The 18,196-nt window shown below is 35.9% G+C and carries 29 protein-coding genes; 4 read left to right on the top strand and 25 right to left on the bottom strand.

Going from position 1 to position 18,196, the window contains the following annotated elements; all coding sequences use genetic code 11:
* Nucleotides 1-327: 327 nt before the first annotated feature.
* On the top strand, nt 328-1,386 hold the full coding sequence (locus tag WKH56_RS10730) for a beta family protein (RefSeq protein ID WP_342835626.1): 1,059 nt from the start codon (nt 328-330) through the stop codon (nt 1,384-1,386).
* Here the strand turns inward: WKH56_RS10730 and WKH56_RS10735 are convergent.
* The 18 genes from WKH56_RS10735 to WKH56_RS10815 form a co-directional block, all read right to left on the bottom strand.
* The gene (locus WKH56_RS10735; protein ID WP_342835627.1) at nt 1,355-1,924 is read right to left on the bottom strand and encodes a sce7726 family protein; all 570 of its coding nucleotides are present in this window, start codon (nt 1,922-1,924) and stop codon (nt 1,355-1,357) included. The two genes, WKH56_RS10730 and WKH56_RS10735, sit on opposite strands and share 32 nt — an antisense overlap.
* 356 nt (nt 1,925-2,280) lie before the next feature.
* Nucleotides 2,281-2,736 (bottom strand): ECF-type sigma factor, encoded by a 456-nt coding sequence (locus WKH56_RS10740; RefSeq protein WP_342835628.1) that lies wholly within the window; start codon nt 2,734-2,736, stop codon nt 2,281-2,283.
* A 12-nt stretch (nt 2,737-2,748) separates the two neighbouring features.
* The gene (locus WKH56_RS10745; RefSeq protein WP_342835629.1) at nt 2,749-3,144 is read right to left on the bottom strand and encodes a hypothetical protein; all 396 of its coding nucleotides are present in this window, start codon (nt 3,142-3,144) and stop codon (nt 2,749-2,751) included.
* Between the two features lie 54 nt (nt 3,145-3,198).
* On the bottom strand, nt 3,199-3,714 hold the full coding sequence (locus WKH56_RS10750) for an HNH endonuclease signature motif containing protein (RefSeq protein ID WP_342835630.1): 516 nt from the start codon (nt 3,712-3,714) through the stop codon (nt 3,199-3,201).
* Complete coding sequence (locus WKH56_RS35135) at nt 3,704-3,877, bottom strand: IDEAL domain-containing protein (RefSeq protein WP_481861963.1); 174 nt, start codon at nt 3,875-3,877, stop codon at nt 3,704-3,706. Before WKH56_RS35135 ends, WKH56_RS10750 begins: the two co-directional genes overlap by 11 nt.
* An 86-nt stretch (nt 3,878-3,963) precedes the next feature.
* Nucleotides 3,964-4,191 (bottom strand): hypothetical protein, encoded by a 228-nt coding sequence (locus tag WKH56_RS10755; protein WP_342835631.1) that lies wholly within the window; start codon nt 4,189-4,191, stop codon nt 3,964-3,966.
* A gap of 253 nt (nt 4,192-4,444) precedes the next feature.
* Nucleotides 4,445-4,804: a hypothetical protein gene (locus tag WKH56_RS10760; protein ID WP_342835632.1), complete on the bottom strand. Its 360-nt coding sequence runs from the start codon at nt 4,802-4,804 to the stop codon at nt 4,445-4,447.
* 1 nt (nt 4,805) lies between these two features.
* Nucleotides 4,806-4,979: a hypothetical protein gene (locus tag WKH56_RS10765; RefSeq protein ID WP_342835633.1), complete on the bottom strand. Its 174-nt coding sequence runs from the start codon at nt 4,977-4,979 to the stop codon at nt 4,806-4,808.
* A gap of 158 nt (nt 4,980-5,137) precedes the next feature.
* Entirely contained in the window at nt 5,138-5,965 is an 828-nt protein-coding gene (locus WKH56_RS10770) for an ATP-binding protein (protein ID WP_342835634.1), read from the bottom strand.
* Nucleotides 5,895-6,743 (bottom strand): DnaD domain-containing protein, encoded by an 849-nt coding sequence (locus WKH56_RS10775; RefSeq protein ID WP_342835635.1) that lies wholly within the window; start codon nt 6,741-6,743, stop codon nt 5,895-5,897. The genes WKH56_RS10770 and WKH56_RS10775 overlap by 71 nt, the downstream gene beginning before the upstream one ends.
* Nucleotides 6,744-6,948: 205 nt before the next feature.
* Nucleotides 6,949-7,320, bottom strand: coding sequence for an IDEAL domain-containing protein (locus WKH56_RS10780; protein WP_342835636.1), 372 nt, complete (start codon nt 7,318-7,320; stop codon nt 6,949-6,951).
* Between the two features lie 313 nt (nt 7,321-7,633).
* Nucleotides 7,634-8,335, bottom strand: coding sequence for an MBL fold metallo-hydrolase (locus WKH56_RS10785; protein ID WP_342835637.1), 702 nt, complete (start codon nt 8,333-8,335; stop codon nt 7,634-7,636).
* Nucleotides 8,332-9,267, bottom strand: a complete 936-nt coding sequence (locus WKH56_RS10790) for a recombinase RecT (RefSeq protein ID WP_342835638.1) — start codon at nt 9,265-9,267, stop codon at nt 8,332-8,334. The genes WKH56_RS10785 and WKH56_RS10790 overlap by 4 nt, the downstream gene beginning before the upstream one ends.
* Nucleotide 9,268: 1 nt before the next feature.
* Nucleotides 9,269-11,239, bottom strand: a complete 1,971-nt coding sequence (locus WKH56_RS10795) for an ATP-binding protein (RefSeq protein WP_342835639.1) — start codon at nt 11,237-11,239, stop codon at nt 9,269-9,271.
* Nucleotides 11,240-11,300: 61 nt separating this feature from the next.
* A complete protein-coding gene (locus WKH56_RS10800; RefSeq protein ID WP_098548066.1) occupies nt 11,301-11,528 on the bottom strand; it encodes a hypothetical protein in 228 nt (75 codons plus the stop codon).
* A gap of 1 nt (nt 11,529) precedes the next feature.
* On the bottom strand, nt 11,530-11,793 hold the full coding sequence (locus tag WKH56_RS10805) for a hypothetical protein (protein ID WP_342835640.1): 264 nt from the start codon (nt 11,791-11,793) through the stop codon (nt 11,530-11,532).
* On the bottom strand, nt 11,794-11,988 hold the full coding sequence (locus tag WKH56_RS10810; RefSeq protein WP_098548064.1) for a helix-turn-helix domain-containing protein: 195 nt from the start codon (nt 11,986-11,988) through the stop codon (nt 11,794-11,796).
* Between the two features lie 20 nt (nt 11,989-12,008).
* A complete protein-coding gene (locus WKH56_RS10815; protein WP_342835641.1) occupies nt 12,009-12,215 on the bottom strand; it encodes a helix-turn-helix transcriptional regulator in 207 nt (68 codons plus the stop codon).
* 194 nt (nt 12,216-12,409) lie between these two features.
* Between WKH56_RS10815 and WKH56_RS10820 the strand changes: the two genes are divergently transcribed.
* Both WKH56_RS10820 and WKH56_RS10825 read left to right on the top strand, forming a co-directional pair.
* Nucleotides 12,410-12,760: a helix-turn-helix domain-containing protein gene (locus WKH56_RS10820; protein WP_342835642.1), complete on the top strand. Its 351-nt coding sequence runs from the start codon at nt 12,410-12,412 to the stop codon at nt 12,758-12,760.
* 315 nt (nt 12,761-13,075) lie between these two features.
* Nucleotides 13,076-14,206, top strand: a complete 1,131-nt coding sequence (locus WKH56_RS10825) for a site-specific integrase (RefSeq protein WP_098548061.1) — start codon at nt 13,076-13,078, stop codon at nt 14,204-14,206.
* Nucleotides 14,207-14,327: 121 nt separating this feature from the next.
* On the opposite strand, the gene WKH56_RS10830 is transcribed toward WKH56_RS10825, so the two are convergent.
* Both WKH56_RS10830 and WKH56_RS10835 read right to left on the bottom strand, forming a co-directional pair.
* Nucleotides 14,328-14,510, bottom strand: coding sequence for a zinc-finger domain-containing protein (locus WKH56_RS10830; RefSeq protein WP_013056173.1), 183 nt, complete (start codon nt 14,508-14,510; stop codon nt 14,328-14,330).
* A gap of 29 nt (nt 14,511-14,539) precedes the next feature.
* Nucleotides 14,540-15,193, bottom strand: coding sequence for a ribonuclease H family protein (locus tag WKH56_RS10835; protein WP_034266558.1), 654 nt, complete (start codon nt 15,191-15,193; stop codon nt 14,540-14,542).
* Nucleotides 15,194-15,412: 219 nt separating this feature from the next.
* Here WKH56_RS10835 and WKH56_RS10840 point away from each other — a divergent pair, with 219 nt between their 5' ends.
* Entirely contained in the window at nt 15,413-15,811 is a 399-nt protein-coding gene (locus WKH56_RS10840) for a reverse transcriptase-like protein (protein ID WP_033578453.1), read from the top strand.
* Nucleotides 15,812-15,817: 6 nt separating this feature from the next.
* Here WKH56_RS10840 and WKH56_RS10845 read toward each other — a convergent pair whose 3' ends face one another.
* The 5 genes from WKH56_RS10845 to WKH56_RS10865 form a co-directional block, all read right to left on the bottom strand.
* Nucleotides 15,818-16,093, bottom strand: a complete 276-nt coding sequence (locus WKH56_RS10845) for a DUF6123 family protein (protein WP_013082383.1) — start codon at nt 16,091-16,093, stop codon at nt 15,818-15,820.
* Nucleotides 16,094-16,154: 61 nt separating this feature from the next.
* Nucleotides 16,155-16,616 carry a divergent PAP2 family protein gene (locus WKH56_RS10850; protein ID WP_013056169.1) on the bottom strand — a complete coding sequence of 154 codons (462 nt, stop codon included), beginning with the start codon at nt 16,614-16,616 and terminating at the stop codon, nt 16,155-16,157.
* 130 nt (nt 16,617-16,746) lie between these two features.
* The gene (locus WKH56_RS10855; protein WP_013056168.1) at nt 16,747-17,061 is read right to left on the bottom strand and encodes a hypothetical protein; all 315 of its coding nucleotides are present in this window, start codon (nt 17,059-17,061) and stop codon (nt 16,747-16,749) included.
* Between the two features lie 105 nt (nt 17,062-17,166).
* Nucleotides 17,167-17,424 (bottom strand): DUF2533 family protein, encoded by a 258-nt coding sequence (locus WKH56_RS10860; RefSeq protein ID WP_013082381.1) that lies wholly within the window; start codon nt 17,422-17,424, stop codon nt 17,167-17,169.
* Nucleotides 17,421-18,194 (bottom strand): nucleotidyltransferase domain-containing protein, encoded by a 774-nt coding sequence (locus WKH56_RS10865; protein ID WP_310884282.1) that lies wholly within the window; start codon nt 18,192-18,194, stop codon nt 17,421-17,423. Before WKH56_RS10865 ends, WKH56_RS10860 begins: the two co-directional genes overlap by 4 nt.
* Nucleotides 18,195-18,196: the final 2 nt, after the last annotated feature.

Below are 18,196 nucleotides of genomic sequence, written 5' to 3' on the forward strand. Positions count from 1 at the left end.
TCCGAAAGAGATGTTCGACAAAAAATAACAAACACCTGCACTTTTTACCTATTTTTCACTAAACGTTTTTAGGGAGTTTCTCCTCCTTATCTATTTCTATATTCCCTCTTTATTGAATTTAATTGTTTTAATTTCATTTCCACAAAAATAAGTTCAACCTAAATTAACTTTGATTGATTAACTCCAATATCTTCAACTCAAGTAAGAGGGTTTAATCACACGACATATTCTAACAAAATACAAGAAAACCCCTTCAAAAAGAAGGGATATTTCTCCATTTATAGAAAGGTTCTTATGTAACCTAAAATAAATTACTAGGAGGTTCTTATGTACTATCCTTTGTTGAAAAATGCCAATAATGAAATGAAAGCTTTAAAAGAACTTAAAGAGGAATCACGTCAAAGAATTATTCCTATCATTGAGTCAAAAAGAGTGAGAAAGAGTAACATACCGAACTGGGAGTCAACGTTCAATACATTAGGAAGATACCTAAAAGAACGTATCAAAGATACCCGGTTTATCTATGATTTCAATTGTGCATTAGAAGACCTTGGAGAGGAAACACAGTTAGTAAGCATAACTGGTGATAACCTTGTACAACATTGCTTGAATAAGATGGATGAAGAAGATTTAAATGTTATTCCTTGTTTTCAACATGATTCTCCTGAATGGTTAATTAATTCTGTTCTTAAAGCTGGTTATTCCGAGATAGCTATTAGAATTAGATGTCATGATTTTCAAGAATCCTTCAATCCCTTTGTGCTTGAAAAAATTAAAAGTGATTTAAAATTGGCAAAGCCAGATACGAAAATTACTGTAATACTCGATTTCTTTAACCAGCCTACTACTACAAAAAGGATTCAAAATACAATAGATACTTTTTCTAAAATAGAGAACTCTGAGTTGGTGTACTTAGCCACTTCCTGTCCTGAAAATGCTTCTGATGCGGAAACACATTCAGTTACATTAATTGGACCAAGAACTGAACTTAATAACTTTCTTGAATTGAAATTAAAAAATCCTACTTTAGAGTTCGGTGACTATACAACAAGACTAAAAGGAGAAGTCCTTAACGGATTTAATCATAATAATTCTTATCTGAAGATTTTCTATTCTACTGAAACAGATTATTGGATTGCTAAATCTAAGCTAATTAAGGATGACGGTGAATTAACTTTTTATGAAGTATGTACAGAATTAATTGAACAGGATTTTTTCCCTGGACCGACGTTTTCTTTTGGAGATGGCGAAATAAAAAAGTGTGCAGATAGACAACTAACAATAAGTGGTCATCAGGTTCCTATAGCTATAGGAGTTAACCACCATATTGAAATTACCATAGCACAACTTTCAGTTAACTTATCCTCCAGTTCTCTCTTTGCTTAAGAACATTATAAACATATGATTGTACAACTTTAAAATCAGCTTCTTGATTTAAAAGAGTCAGGAGCTGTTTTTTTCTCATTTTCTTTAATGATTTTGCTAAACCTAAATGATCAATTAAACCTTCTAATTCCTTTTTCCATAATAGCTTTATTATAAGTGTTGGATCTTGTGTAGACACTCTTCTCCCTTTTCTAACGTTTATTAATCTCGACTGATTCGCACTGATGACCTTAATTCCCCACCATTCCGGAATCAATTTCTTTACTTCTGGTAGGTGTTTTCGGGACACCACAATAGTCATTCTCTCAAAAGCTCTATTATAGTATTCCATCTGTCTTGGGAGACGGTCTAAATTATCTAAATCACTCTTTATTTCGTAACCATGCATTATTCCGTTAACCACGGCTACATCAATCCTGGACGCTCCATTATCTAAGCCAAGTTCATTGATAATTCTAGTATCAGTACACCGACCATAAATTTCATTTAATTCGGTTAACAATAATGACCTAACTTTAAAATCATTTAATAATTCCATTCTTATCACCCAAATACATCTTATTAATAAATCCTTTTTATTTCAAGATGTGTAATCAGAATATGTGGATATATTTAACTTTTAAATGAACAAGGATGCTTCTACAATATCCCCTTTTAATATTCATAATATTCTATTAGTAATTGGATTATCCTTTAAATAATACATTTCTTTAATTTTAAAAATTATTAAAAAGCCGCTTATCCCTTCGGATACGCGGCTTAAAACTGCAAATTTTTACAATCATACATTTACGAGCAAGGTTTTATAGTACAGGGTAACCTTAGAAGTAATAAAGTTTTAATACATAGAAAGCTCCTGCTCTACAACCGCCTCTTCCTGTATTCATTTTACAGTTATTTATAAATTAATCTCAACTTTTGAAGAAATTGGTCTTTTTGAACTTTTTTGGCGACCTTGACGATAATGACTTCTTTGACTTTTCTGATGGTATCGCGGGAGCACTCTAAATGTTGCGCTATTTGCGTATAAGATATTCCTTCCAGCATACAGTCATATATTATTTTATGTTTATCTTCCTCTAATTCATCTATTATTTTATCTAAGTATTCAGTGATAGCTAAATATTTATATAAACGCTTTTCGCGACGATCTAATTGATTTAATTCAGCTTGGCTAATACCACCGCTACCTTTTGGCATAGCCGCTTCATCTCCATAGGTAGCAGTAAGCTTTTGCCCTCTGAAACTAGGTGCGTCTAATATTCTATTAAGACGAGTAATCTCTCTTAACATAAAGTTATAATCTCGAATCCATTCTTCAACCTGCCATTTAATCATTTGCTGAGACATTCGTTCTTCCTCCTATCTAATTCGGCTTGACCCGTCTTCTATATCAATTTTCACTTTATATTTCAAAGCGTTAATTTCTTCTTTAGTGCTTTCAAACGCATTTCTCCAACGCTGCATATTTCCGTAAGCTGTTGCTTCTTGCTTTCTCAATTCCTTAACTGCAAGTTCAGCATGAGCATGTTTATTTTTTGATGCTGCTATCTCAGCCTCCGCATATGTTGATTTCCGATCAGCATAAATATTTTTGTACTCTTCCGAAAACGTTGCAGCTAACTTCCCGATGAACACTAGCATTTTGGACATAATTTCAATACGATGCACTTTCATTTCATCCGGTGTGCGTTCTAACATTTTCTGACACCTTAGAACTTCATTAAGGTGTTCTTCCACCCAACCCTTTTGTTTCATTGCAGCACCTCTTTATATAATTCAATTGTTTTATTAATCATCAAATCTACTTTTCTAACATTTTGTTAAACGTTCCTCTTCATCTTGCATAAAACGTTCAAACAGCTTTTCTGTTGGGGAACTTATCAAACCTTCCATCCACAAATCCCACTGGTCTTTGTAATAATGCGGACCGAATTTCTTTTCATGAATATTTTTCCAATATCGATCAAATGCTGTAATGGTATGAACGCCTTTTTCACCAGTGTGATGAAATAGGCATAAAGGAACTAAATTGCGCCATTTACCACGCCCGCCTATTCCATAACCTTTATGAACAATGTGATGCAGCTGAAATTCAGGATTCCCACAAACAGCACAACATTCTCCATAGTGGCGCAAAGCTCCATTTCCTTCTTTTCTGGAAACTTCACCACGCTGTTTCCAATGTGGAATTTTTCGATTGTGATACATGGTGACGTTTGTATTTTTCTTTGGCTTTTTCTTTTTTCTTGGCCGCTGCTTCATATAAGGCTTTAGTTTTTTATCCACTTTCACCGGCTTAGGAACAGGATTGAATTCATTTAACAAAATATGACCCCCTTTTTGTTAGCTCGTAAAACCATTCTTTATCTTTAGTAGCAAGCGCTAACTCAATGATCATTTTGTGCTGTACATCCCTAGCGTGTTCACCATACTTACAACTGCAAGTTTTACCGAAACAGAACCCAGTCTTTTTACACCGTAAACACATGATCCCATCCCCTTTTATAGTTCTTTCACTATAAGTTTAAGAATCTTTTTTAACCGCTTGTTTTGACCTTTTAAGCTAGTATTCTTTTAATCTGATACTTTCATATTGTCCCGTTCTAAAAAGTTATACATGCCTTTGTGATGACTTTGAACAAGATCAGCCGTATCAATCGGGATAACAAAACGCGGTGTTGTTTGCTTTTCGAACTTTTCGATAAGCCCATTTACTCCATCAAGCAGATCAGGACGGTGCGGAATTTCTTGAGCTAATGAATTTATCAAAATTTTGTATTGTGAAGTTTGATTTTCGGACATTTGTTTTTACCTCCATTTAGGGGTGCAAAGGTGTATGTTCTATGTAGTAGTTTCTAATGCAACGTGCATAGTTTACTTGTTTGCTAGTTCCTTAGTTTTAATGCGCCAAAAGTTTAACCGAGCTTTATCCAATCTTTCTTTTTGCATTGCTTTAGAACGTTGCTTCATTGACTTAACTAAACGCTTCTTTTGCTATTGCTTATTCACTTATACCTCTCCTTTTTGACTTACAGGTCAAAACACATACCTATTTTTAGTTATAGAGCTTCCGAATATTCTTCTCACGCATTTTAATACTCAAATGACCTTTTATTGCTCTATCCATAATCAAAAGCCCCACTTCATCTTCCAGGCGGTTAAAACGCGCTGCTAATCGTTCTATTGATACACCTTTGTGATAAAGTCCATCGAACTCTTCTAAGTCTTCTTCATACCATTCAAGAAAAACACCGTAGCTATCAATGTCATCTAAAACGTAATAAACTCTACCGGTAGCCATTCGTTTGCGGTCTGTACGTTTCAACCCTTCAAACTGTTTACGCCCTTCAATGTAGCTTTTTTCAAGTTTATTTACCGTTCGTTTACCTGCTGCTATTTCATAATGAGTGGGCATTTTACAATCTTCTTTCAAACGCTTCTATTTTTTTATCTAATTCTTGTAATTGTTGTTCTAAATTGTGATAGCCTGTCATATCTTTTACACATATGCAAGTTCCTACCTCTACGATTAGTTTTCCAGGATAGGGATAGGTCACAACTCTCCCTATCCCGTTGCAGATAGTACACATAATCACAACTCCCAATCTGTTTTTAAAATTTCTCTCATTCGAACCTACCCTTACGTTTACCTATTGGTCAACGACAATTCCTTATTAATCGTACAAACGAACTGACAAGATCAATGTTTGTACTTTACCTTCAGCATCTAAGATTATAAGAAACACGTTTACTCCATAAGCGCTTTTAAGCGCTGCTGTGCAATAATTTTTCGATAGCTAGTCGCTTTATTGTGAATGGATTGACACATTTCTGTTAGCCTGTCCATTGAACGAGGGCCGATTTTCACGCCTAAGTCATCCGGGTTTAAGTTTGATGTAACAAAGATTGGTTTCTTTCTTGTGTATCTACCATCTACAATGCGGTAAATGACATCTTCTACCCAATCCGTTACTTTTTCCGCTCCTATGTCATCTATAATGAGCAAATCGCATGTGTGTAGTGCTTTCATAATTTCATCTTCTGATTCTTTATTGTGGTTATTGAACGTGTTACGTATTTTTTGTAACAGATTCGGCATACTGATAAATACAACTGTTTTTCCTTCGCTTTCTAGCGCATTTGCTACTGATGCGGCTAGAAGGCTTTTTCCGTTCCCAGGCACACCCCACAACATGAGTGCTAACCCTTTCCATAACTTTGTATCAAATTCATTTACAAATCGCTTTGAAAATTTGAGTGCGTTTTCCGCTCCTGGTGTTGATTTAAACTTTTCAAAGGAAGCTTGATCGAATCTTTCCCCTAAATCGCTTATAGAGAACATTTCCCTTAATTTGCGTTGTTCTTGATATTTCGCGTTCGCCATCTCTTCTTTTTTACGCGCTTCCGCCTCACAAGGGCAAACAGGTTGAACTATTCGTTTCTTTCCAAACACATCTACTTCCATAACCGGTACTACCTCTTTACAATGAGGACATACACGCGGTTCAGAGGGACAAGTCGTTGAGACTGACTGATTCATTAGAACTTGATTGACGATTTGTTCCATCGGATTCATTTGGATACCCTCCATTCTGTTTAGTGTGAGTACCAATATTCACTTGAGGTCTTTCGTTTCTTAATGCCAATGCTTGTACATCTGCTAATGTTTTTACATTTTGATTAATCCAGCTTTTAAGAATACCCTCACAGTAGCCGAAACTTGTTTTATTACGTTTAACAGCGATTTTCATGGATTCTACGACTACTTCTTCATTAAGCTGCTCAATCCAATAATTAATATCGTCAATCACTAAAGGTTTAAGCATCCCGAAATTTTGTTCATACACTTCAAAAGCATTAGCGCGTTTAGTAATAGTAGATATTTTTTCTTTTTCTTTTTCTTTTTCTTTTTGTCCACTTGTCGTCGACGTATCGTGAACGTGTCGTAAAAACTCATTATTAATGGATTCATTTGGGATATGATTCATCAATTCCGCTAGCAACGTTTTGTCTTTCACTTCCACTAATTCTTTTTTGATACAATCGATAACAGGCTTTCCAGCTTTATAAAGGTTGTATTTGCCCCAATGGATAATCGCAAGTTCTCGCGTCTCTTCGTTGTACTTAATTAACTTATGATTATTAATGAAGCGATCTAACAACGCTGTAACTGATTCGGTTGAATATCCTAAATCAAAGGCCATTTGTTTTTTAGTGATGGCGTACACTCCAATTTGAGTTGTTTTAGGGTTTGTTAAAAGATACAAGTAAAAATATTTATCTTCGGGTGTCATTTCCTCCAAAACTTTCGGATCTTCCCAAAAGGCTGTATGAACGTGTCTGTATTTAGCCATTTATAGCACTCCTTCTGTGTGGTATAATATCTGTACGTTTTATTTCTAAATCGTTTGACCTCATGTTCCAGCATGTGGTCTTTTTATTTGCTGAATTCTTCCATCTACTCACCCCTTTCAAATTACTCCGAGTAAACCTCCAGATGTTTTATATCCCCAAACATTTTTGCCTTATAGAAACTCACTTTAGTACAATTAGGACATTTCATTGTGAATCACCTGTTAGTTTAAGAAACAGCTCTTTATCCCCGTTTATTAATGCCTGGTCAATTTTATAATCACGGCTAATAACGACTAATTTTTCTTCTAAGAGGTTCATTAACTTGTCCAACTCTCCATAATCACGATGATTAAGGTTGCATGTGTCATAAGAAAGCAGCTCTACATATTCAAAGTTTTTATGTGAAATCCACTGAGTAGAATTTTCTAAGATTTCAGGATTATCGGACTTTGTGACAACTACTTCTAAGTATTCAACTTCCCTTGTTTTTTTGTTGTAGTGAAGTAGTTTGACTTCTCCTTCATATTCCTTCAAAGAGTACTTAATGTTATCCTCTTGCGTGAATTTACGTTCCATCTCTCCCCACTCCTTTTATTTGAATATTCCGACCGATAACTACGCACCACTAATACATGAGTGACAATAAAAAGAGCAATGACCAGACTATTTACAATCATTTAACCGTCCTACCTCTAAAATAGATTTATGATAATACCCCTGTTCAACCGCTTCTAAATACCGCAACACCACTTCTTTGTTATCGTTCATTCCCCTAACTCCTTTTTATAGAAGTTCATCACATGTTCATAAGCTGTATAACCACCCACTATGACAAATGCCATCGTCAACATGATAATAATAGCCATCAACGCTCCCACGTTCATTCCCCCTATGCGATATATACCGGCTTTCCGGTTAATTTCATAATCTCTTCTTTAAATAAACCTTCATCGCTGTTGGAATCACTAAGATGTAAAAGGTGTATTTCTTCAACTTGACTCAAATCATTTGCTTTAAAGAATTCTTTAACATTTTCTAAGCTGAAATGTGAACATGTAAGTCGTTTTTTCATTATCTGTGGGACTGTACCTAGTGCGATATTCGCGTCCAAGATAGCTGCTGAGTAGTTGCATTCAATCATGATATGAGTAAGTCTATGAAACTTATATTTGATATAGTACGTATCCGTAGCAAATAGAAGGCGATCACCTTCTTTATTCATAATCAGAAAACCAAATGGTTCAGATACATCGTGCTGGACATCAAAGGCCATGATTTGAAATGTTCCGACCTTAAAGGGTTTCTTAGCTTGTACCGTTTTAATCCGGTGATGTTCAACATTTACGGCGTTTGCTGTACCTGTTGACATATAACAATCGATTCCGGCTTTTAAAACATCCTTGAGAGATTTGACATGATCTCCATGCTCATGAGTGACCAAACAACCCGCGATTTCAGAGGTTTTAAATCCAGCTGCTTGTTGAAGTTGTCGCCATCCTACACCGCATTCCAATAACAACTTTGTTTTTGAATCATCCAGCAGATAGGCATTGCCCTTGCTGGATGATCCCACTACTTTAATATCAATCAAAACGGCGCGCCGCCTTTTTTCGGTTCTTCCTCTACGACTTCCATTTCTAAAGCAGATTGTTTCTCTTCTTGTGGTTCTTCGGGTTGTTTTTCGTTTGGTTCTTCCTGAGTTTCTTCAATCTGTTTTGGTTCTTCCGTCACTTCGTCATAATCCATGTCAAGCACTTCACCATTTGCGTTTTCATCGATTTCTTGTTGTGCTTCGATTTCTTCATCTTCTTTATTGATGTGTTTCATCATTACGCTTTCATCATCAGAAGAGTTTAAGAATTTCTTGCAAGCACGATTGATAACGGTCTTTTTAGCCATTTCTTGCTTGAACTCATCATGTGTACTACCTTCTTTTTCTTTGTCTTGGCCCTTGCTCCAAAACTGTGCTTTGCTCCAGGCCTGTCTAATTTCCGCAATAGTCATTAACTCGATGTACACTTCATCTTCAGGAAGTACGATAGTTGCATAAGCACCAATGATTTTCTCTTTATCGATGTTTCCGAACTGCTGTTTATGTTTAAGATTAGCGATTCGCCCGTTGATGATTTCGTAATCAACTGAATCACCTTCATAAATTACTGCTGCATCAATACTTTTGGCTTTTGCTACACGTTTCGTTACTGCCATTGTGCCGAAGTAAGAACGCTGGAATGTTAATTGGTTTCCGTAAACAATGAAGTAACCTTGTTTTTTTGCTGGATTCAATCCTTGAACTACCATGTCCAGTAATGCATTGGCGATGCTGTCTTTTGTGCAAACTTCTAAAGCTGGACGTTTGTTTCGATCTTGTGTATTTTGAAGGATTAACCAAGCTGATTTCATTGAGTTTTCCGGACTATAGAAAGCAGGGAAGTGGAGCTCCCCACTTTCTTGAAATTCTTTCACCTTTGCTGCTACTACATCCACCGTATCTTTTTTAACCATTGCTAATTGATTTGTCATTTTAGATTGCCTCCTGGTTTAATTGTTGGTTTTGTTCTACACGTAATTCATCATCTGTACCACTTACAACTAATGAAATGATTTGTGTATCCATATCGATTAATTCCGTCACTGATTCGCTGTTATCAATGAAGATAGAGCAAGCAACGTTAAAGTGTTCAGCTAGTGTTGAAATGATGTCTAAACCTACATTGATACGAGCTGCATTGTTTAACCCTCTTGAGTATGGAACGCCTTGATATAACGTCTCGCACGTTTCTGTTAAGCCACCATTGATTTGAGTTTCGAACAATTTGAAACGAGCGTATTTGAATTTAGAATTAATTTTTTCTTCCAGTAATGTAACTTTTGAACGGATAAATTCTTCTGTTAAATAAAGTTGATGTTCAAGATCCTCGAATTCTTTAGCAAGTTCTTTTTCTTCTGCTTCAAGTTCAATGATGCGTTGTTCAGACAATTGAACTTGTTGTAAGCGAGCACGCTTTTCACGTTCTGTCATGATTTCGTTATCTAGATTTTTAATTGTTTGCTCATGCTCTTGGATAACTTGAATGTTAGTATCTTGTATTTGATTTATTTGTTCTTTAAGAGCAGCGATTTCAGTTTGATAAGAAGTGTAAACCCCTGTGTCCTCAAACCTAGTTGTTTGAGCTTTCATTTCTTCAAACTGTTGAGAAGCTTCTTGCTTTTGGCGTTGAATTTCTTTAATTTCCGCGTCAATTGCATTAATCTCATTTGTAACTGCTGAAATTTCAACCTTTAACTGTTCAACCTTTGCCGCACCTTCTTTACCAGCAACAGCGATATTAGTAAGATGTTTAGCTTTTTTAGCATTGAAGTTTTCAAGCATCGTTTGTTTTTTATCTTCTGGTAAATCTTGACCGCACGTAGAGCAAGCTAGAGCATGTGTATCGAATGTTTCATCGTCCGCCGTTTTCCATTCGTTGCGTAGCTTATCAACTTTTTCAACTAGTTCGGCATGTTCTGACATTAAATCAGCATGTTTTCTATAAGCCTTTTTAGAATCAACTGTATAGTTAGCTTCTTTATCATTAAGCGCTTGAATTTCAGCACGTTTACGATTGAGAGCAGCATAATTTTTTTCCGTGTATTCGAACTTCTTTTCTTCCAGCTCTGCTTGTTGGAAAGTTATTTGTCCTTTTAAATCAAGAATATTGTTGCCGTTTCGAATTTCAGCAATTTTATTTCGTTCTTCCATCATGAGCACTTCTGCTTTTTGAATACGTTCATTGATTTCAGCTTCGTTCAAATCTGATATATCAGTCATACCGCGACGAACTTCATCAATTCGGATTGGAATGCGTGTAAGTTCTTTATTGATTTCAGAGCGTTTAGCAGTAATAATTTTGCGATGATCTTCAATGCTTTTGCCGTTTAAGATGTTTTCTAATGAAGCTAACTCCTTGTTGCTGTTGATTACATCTTCATTTGTGATGTCACCAGAGATTTGTAATAGTAATTCACGGCGCTTTTGCCAATGTAACTGCTCATTAAAATAAAGTGGACTTGTTAAAAGTTTGAACACATCTTCGTCAATCAGATTTGCAACTGCATCTGTAAATTCTTTTTTCTTACTAGGTACACCGTTCACGTAATAATCTGTTGTATGCCCTGTGAATTCTGTTGTAGCTGCACCGCGTTTTCGCGTCCATTTTTCCTTAAACACTTTACGGAGACTTAGTGATGTACCTTCTACTGAAAAGATTCCTTCAACCTCATGCTCCAGGTTGTTAATTTCTTTTCCAATTGAATCGACTGTTTTTAATTGAAAATCTTTTTTGTTTTGACTATCTTTATCGAACATCAACCAAATGAACGCATCGAATAATGTTGTTTTACCTGTGCCGTTATCACCGAATACTTGAACGTTGTAGCCTTGAGTATCTAATTTGAATTCTTTAACACCTTTGAAATTTTTAAGAACTAATGCTTGCAATATGATTTTTTTCATTTTTACCTCTCCCATTGAATGAATTTCGAATTTTAGTTATACTAATACCGAAAATGTTTTTCTAAGAGTCCTGTTCCAGCAGGCTCTTTTTTATTTGGTTAAATCCTTCATATAAGACCTCACCTTCTTCTGCTCTGATATGCTGCATAAAGTATTCAGTTACTATCGGGATATCTAATGCTTCATCGTGTGATATATCGTTTTCCAAGGCTTCTTCTATGGTGTTAAGTTCAGGAACAATTCCTTCTTCGTTCCACATGTTGTATAGATACTCTTGGATGATGTTCACTTTAGATGATCGACTCCTTTGAATTGAATTCGTTTAGATAATCTTGTGTATCATCAATCCAACTTTGAAATGATTCTTGTGAATATTGAAAGAACAGGTTTTCAAGCGCGCTTAATTTTTGTTCCAATCCTTTCAAGTAACCTTCTTCTTTTAATAAGAAAGGTTTAGCAAGTTCGTCACCTTTTTTGTACTCATCAATACGTTGTTTAGAACTTTCAATACTGTTTTTAGTTACTTCAATTGCATCAATAAATTTGTTTTCCATTTATATCACCTCTTTTTCATGACTTTTGATCCATCTAAAAAACGCTTCTCTTTGCACTTTTTTGTGGCGCCCTATTTTGATAACTGGGAATGACTCGCCATCCATGAGTTGATAAGCCTTTTCTTTGCCTACCCCTAAGATTTCTTGGACATGTTTAGCTGTTAAAATGTACGGGAACTGTTCTTCATAATTCATTTTTTATTCTCCTCTCTTGTTTACCGTTTGGTCAACTCTTCGATAAAAAATAAGTCCTCTACTGTGCATTCGAGGATATCGGCCATTCGTAAAGCCATTCTAAGTGTAGGCTCTGCCTTACTTGTTTCGAGTTTGTGTATCCAAGACTTATGAACCTCCAACTGCCTTGCTAGCTCTGCTTGACTCCATCCTTTTCGTTCTCGAAACTCTTTGATGTTATTTCCCATTTTTTCACCTCGTCATCAAGTATGTTTACCATTTGGTCAACTCGATAATCTTATTATATACAAACGTTTACCTATTAGTCAACACTATTTCTGTTATTTTCCTCCAAAACATTTTATTTATTGTTGAAACCTTCCTCAATAATATAGATAATAGGTGAGTAACCGTTTTTTACATGGGTAGGAGGTGTAAAACTATGAGGACTATCGGGGAGATTTTTAAGGAACAAAGAGAGAGGAATAAACTTTCTCAAGATGCTACAGCCGAAAAATTAGGTGTAGGAAAATCTTACATTTCTAAGGTTGAGAACAATATCAAAAAACCTACAATGGAATTCTTAAACCGAGCAGCAGACATCTTCCATATCGATGTATTAGATTTCTTTGAAGGTAAAATGAAACCAGATAAAGATTTATCAACAGAAGACTTAGAGTGGGTTATTCTTGGAGAAGAAATGAAAAAGCAAGGTGTTAGTACCGAGCAATTACGTGAATGGGTACACATAATTAAGTCAACTAGTATGGGAAATAATACCAAAAATAATTGAATACAATTTTAAGCTGCTTTTGGAGGCACAAAAAGGACATAACAAGACTAAAGCGTTAATTGTCGAAAAAGTACTATATCATTCGACAAATTCCGCTATTTCCATTATTGGAAAACTCCACTATCATAGTACATAGAGAAAAAATAGAACATTCGTTCGTAATCTATTTGTCGTATTATGAGAAATCGAGAGGGAGTGGTTTGTTATGAAGCGAACAATTGTTGAAACAGATATTTTACCGGTTGGTGTTACATTAGTCATTGAAGGAGTTGTCTATGTAGGGACGGAAGATCGAAACAAAGGAGTGCGAACAGCATGAAAGGATACTTCCGTAAACGTGGCAAGACATGGAGCTATACTGTAGATATTGGCAAAGATCCGATAAGTGGAAAACGACGCCAAAAATCAAAAGGTGGTTTCCGCACAAAAAAAGACGCAGAAAAAGACTGCGCCGACTTCATTTCCAAATTTGATAAAGGTTCTATTATTATTCGTAAAGATATAACAATCAAAGAATTCATTGAATTCTTTTTATCACGTGCAGAATTAAAATTAAAAAACTCTACTTATACCAATTACAACTACGCGGTTAACAATCGGATTATACCACGGCTCGGAAACATAAAGCTACAAGAATTCACAAAATATCACGGGCAAGAATTCGTGAATGAATTATCTAAAGAGGAATTGAGTTCTCTTTATATTCGTTTTGTGATTTCTTTGTTAAAAAATATGTTTCAAGTTGCGATTGAAGATGAAAGAATTATAAAAAATCCGATGGATTCTGTAATCATGCCGCGCTCTACTCGAAGAAGTTACAATGTTTGGTCAGCAGAAGAATTAAAACGTTTTTTATCTGTTGCTCAATTTGATGACTCTACTTATTATTTAACGTTTTTAATCGCCGCTCACACTGGCATGAGGCGCGGTGAAATCTTAGGTCTTAGATGGAAAGATGTAGACCTAGAAGGAAAACGTATCAGCGTAAATCAGTCACTCACCTATGTTAAAGGTAGATTTCAATTCTCGGATTTAAAAAACTCTTATTCTTTTCGAATGATTGCCATTGATGACTTCTTAGTTAAACAATTAAAAAAACATAGAACAAAGCAAAATGAACACCGACTAGCCAAACCAGCTGAATATAATTTCGATTTAGTTTGTTCGCGTGCCGATGGACGTCCGTTATTATTAAGTACATTACGAGCGCATTTCCAAAAGCATATAGATAAAGCGAATGTCCCAAAGATTCGTTTCCATGATTTAAGACATACACATGCTACAATCTTATTAAAGATGAGAGAAAATCCAAAAATCGTAAGTGAACGCTTAGGTCATTCGACAATCGTTCGAACACTCGACACGTATTCGCATGTTATTCCAGACATGCAAGAAGATACAGCGTCGAAATTCTCTGATTTAATGAAAAACCAAAAGTCTGTGTAATGTGGTCAAAATGTGAGCATTGTATATAAAACTAGTCCATAAACCCTTGATACAACAAGGATTTATGGACTATATGCTTCATATGGATAGAATGAAGCTGCTGCCGACAAATTATACACGCTTACTTTTTAGTCAGCAAATCTCCATACTGCTTAATCTTTTCTCCTACGGTACACTCTTTAATACAAAACGTCTGAGCGTATGTTTTGCCCTTTTCTTTGTTAAACGTTTTTTTTACAAAACAATCACTACAGTAGTAATCCAATAACTCCGTTACTTCTTCTAATAATTGTTTACGTTCCACTCTCGTTCATCTCCATTTCGTTCTGTGTGTTACACTTGCTTCCTGCTAGCAATTGGTATCCCTTGAAGAGCTTGAGTCGCAAGCTGGTCGGCCTCTTCATTTTCCTTCCTTGAAATAGGCTCATATACCGGTCGGATACCAAGTTCCTGCATTTTATCTTCTATTCGATCTAAGTACCGATTAAACTCTTCTTCGAAACAGGGCCACTCCCCTGCAAGCTGATTTAATACAACCTGAGAGTCACCTCTAAACGTTACCGGTATATGATGAACACCAAGTTCCTCAAGCTCTTGTATTAAATAATAAAAAGCAGCATACTCTGCCTCATTATTTGATTCTATCTCTTGCAGTCTTGAGTTTCGTCGTATTCGGTAAGACTGGTTGTTCTGTTTAAAATAAATCACAGCCCCAAGCCCCGCTAAAAGCGTATCATGCTCATAGCCTCCGTCAAAATATGCCACAATATCGTGAGGCTCTGTCTGTACTTCCTGTAAGAGCTTTTTCGCTTCTTTTACAGTCCATTTTTGCTGCTGCTCATCAAGTAGAAAAATTTCCTTCGTTCGACCTGTTTTTTCTAAATCACCCACAATCATTAGCGCCTCATTCGCATCTGTGAAATCGGATGTGAAAATTAACTGTTTATGTTTCGAGGATTTATAATGCCATTCAATTTGGAAATTCATAACGAGCATTCCTTTCATCAGCAATTTTGAATTCAACACTTTTTCTGCTTTTTTGTATTTTATCTTCTATTATGTCTTTTCATGACAGTTTTCTTACCTAATAAGCGGATTTTAGCGTTTATACGTGCTAATATAAAATAGCTGAAGTACTTATGATACAATACTATTGATGAAAAAACATGGTTTAAGCTTATATTGTTTTAACAAGGAGGCTGTATGATGATTGAAGTTTATATAGACGGAGCCACTGCTGGCAATCCTGGTCCTTCTGGAGCTGGTATTTTAATTAAAGGAAATGGTGAACATCATCGTTACGCTATTGCTCTTGGGACAATGACGAATCATGAAGCAGAGTACCATGCACTTCTTCATGCATTAAAAATTTGTTTAGAAAAAAAGTATACGAGCGTATCTTTTCGAACAGACTCTCAGCTAGTAGACCGCGCAATGAACCAAGAATACGTTAAAAATAAAGCGTTTGCTCCTTTACTGGAAGAAGCCCTCAAATTGTCCAGTCAATTTGATTTATTTTTTATAAAGTGGATCCCTAGCTCTCAAAATGCAGGTGCTGATCAGCTGGCCAGACAAGCCATTAATCAAAAAGAAGCAGGAATGTAATCCTGCTTAAATCATACCTGATGACTTTAAATATTGAATGGCTTGTTTTTGATTGCTAATACGATTTGATGTCAAATTCTCGAGGAGCGATACAAAAAAACTGCCGTCAAATTCTTTTTGTACTTTTAGTGTCCATTCAATTGTAAATATGACCATCTCGTCAGCTGCACGCGTATACTGCTGACCAAATGAAATAAATCCACGTGCATCTTCTGCTAAATGAAAGCCTTTTTCTTCAAGATAAAGAAGATACTCTTCAACGGTTTGAGCTGTTTTTGTCACTTTTTCGTCCCATCCTTTTGCAAAGGTTCTTCTTTATCTTAGCTTACTTTTGGCTATTTGACTATGATTTCCCTTCTAAAAAATAGCCAATTGCTCCAAGTGCTACTCCTAAAATGGCTCCGCCAATCACTTCTTCTGGCTGATGACCAAGCATTTCTTTCAAGCGCTGTTCCGTCAAATCGTGAAAGCCTCCGTCTGGAAGACCCGCAAGCTTTTCAATTTCTTCATCTAACGTATTCACTTTAATAGTAATTTCGCCAGTCTGCCTTCGAATTCCTTGTGCATCGTACATCACAATAATTCCAAAAACAGATGCTAACGCAAAGTCAATCGTAGAAACACCTCTTTTTAATGCTACATAGGTAGCCAAAGAAGATACGCCGGCTGAATGAGAGCTTGGCATTCCACCCGACGCAGCAATCATCCGCATATCCCATTTTCCTGTTTGATACTTTTTAATTGGGATTTTTAAAGCTTGTGCTAAACCGATTGATGAAAGAGCAATGACAATTCCTTTATTCATATTGCTTCACCTCATCTATAGTTTGCGATGGATTGACATCTTGTACCCAAGCAAATATTGCCCAACAAAAAACGCCGGGCTAATCTGCTGACAGAGCAGACTAATCCCGGCGTTTTTGGAAACAGTTCTGTTATTTTTTACGCTTTTTTTGTGCAGCATTATTCATTTTGGCAGATTCAACTTCAGCATAAGAGCCGAATTCTTGTCCATATTGATTATTTGCACTTTTATTAGCTTCTAACTTCTTGTTAACAGAATTATTTTGGTTTTGTTGCACGTTGAACTCAGAAGCAAACTCCCCAGCATAAGTGTCATTTGCACTTTTTGCACGCTTTGCTTTTTGAGCCTGATTTGCTTTAAACTCAGAAGAGAACTCTTGGTTATAATTATGCTTTGCATTGTTATTCGCTTGCGCATTTTTATTACCTAATTTTTGACGACCCATCGCTATCTCCTCCTATTTGTACCTCGTTGGTACACTATTAGTATGGATCAAGCGGCACGTCATATCCTGTTCAAATTAAGGTAAAAACACCAGAGCTTAGCACGTTTATATTCTTGCTACGTACTCTTTAACCATTTCTTCCGTCACTACTTTACGGCCTGGAATGATGGTATATTTTTGAGACAGCTCATTAATTTCTGCTGTTACAGCGTTAATACCGTCTACAGAAAAGGGCTTCCCTTCTTTGCAGAGAAGCACAGCTGCTTCAATAGCTTGCTCACGTCGAGCTTCTAAGCTGGCAAAAGCACGTACTAATTCGTGCTGTTTTTTAGAATGGGCTGAAATTTCTTTATGTACACTCATGTTCGTTCCTCCATTATATTATGCTGAGTTAGTAAAAATAAGTTAATGTCCTCATAACTGATTTGCTTTTCCGGTAATTCTTTTAAGTTTTTTTCTATCGCTGCAGATTCTTTCTTAATGTTATCCAAAAAGTTTTTCATCTTTTCATTAAAAGCGACTTTCCCGCTTATCTTGCATTGTACAAATTGCTCAATGATGGATTGCTGCCTATCGTCGAGATTTGCCTGCTTACATAAATCGGCAAATAAAATGACAGGGAAACTGCGCTGCTTTACTACTACTTTCAGTGATAAAAATGCACGAATCAGTTGGAGCATCACTTTTATATCCTCTATTGTAACAGAAGATGTCAGATTTCTTTTACTATTTATCGTTAAAATTTTAAAATAATGATATCCCAATGCTTTTAAGGAATATGATTGAGCCATCATTTGCCGGAGTGGCTCAGCAAACGATGACTTTTGATAATAAACAAAAGGCGACCATAGCCACTCATAAAGCGAAGGGTTTGATTTTGTAAACAAATAAATGGTTTTGTACAAATCCCACCCTTGCATATCATAATTGCCTTCTGCTACATTAATGACCTCTTGAGGTCTATTGAGATGAAGATAGCGTGATGCTTTATATTTATATATAAAGCGGACGTCAAAATCACTCGCTAACGTGTCCAGTCCGTAAGCACGGCTCCCTGATTCACATGCAAACAAAATTTCTACATTATATTCTTTTTCAATTTCCTGTAAACGTTTATTTATGTGTGTAGACATAA

This window comes from Priestia sp. SB1 (genome assembly GCF_038898415.1).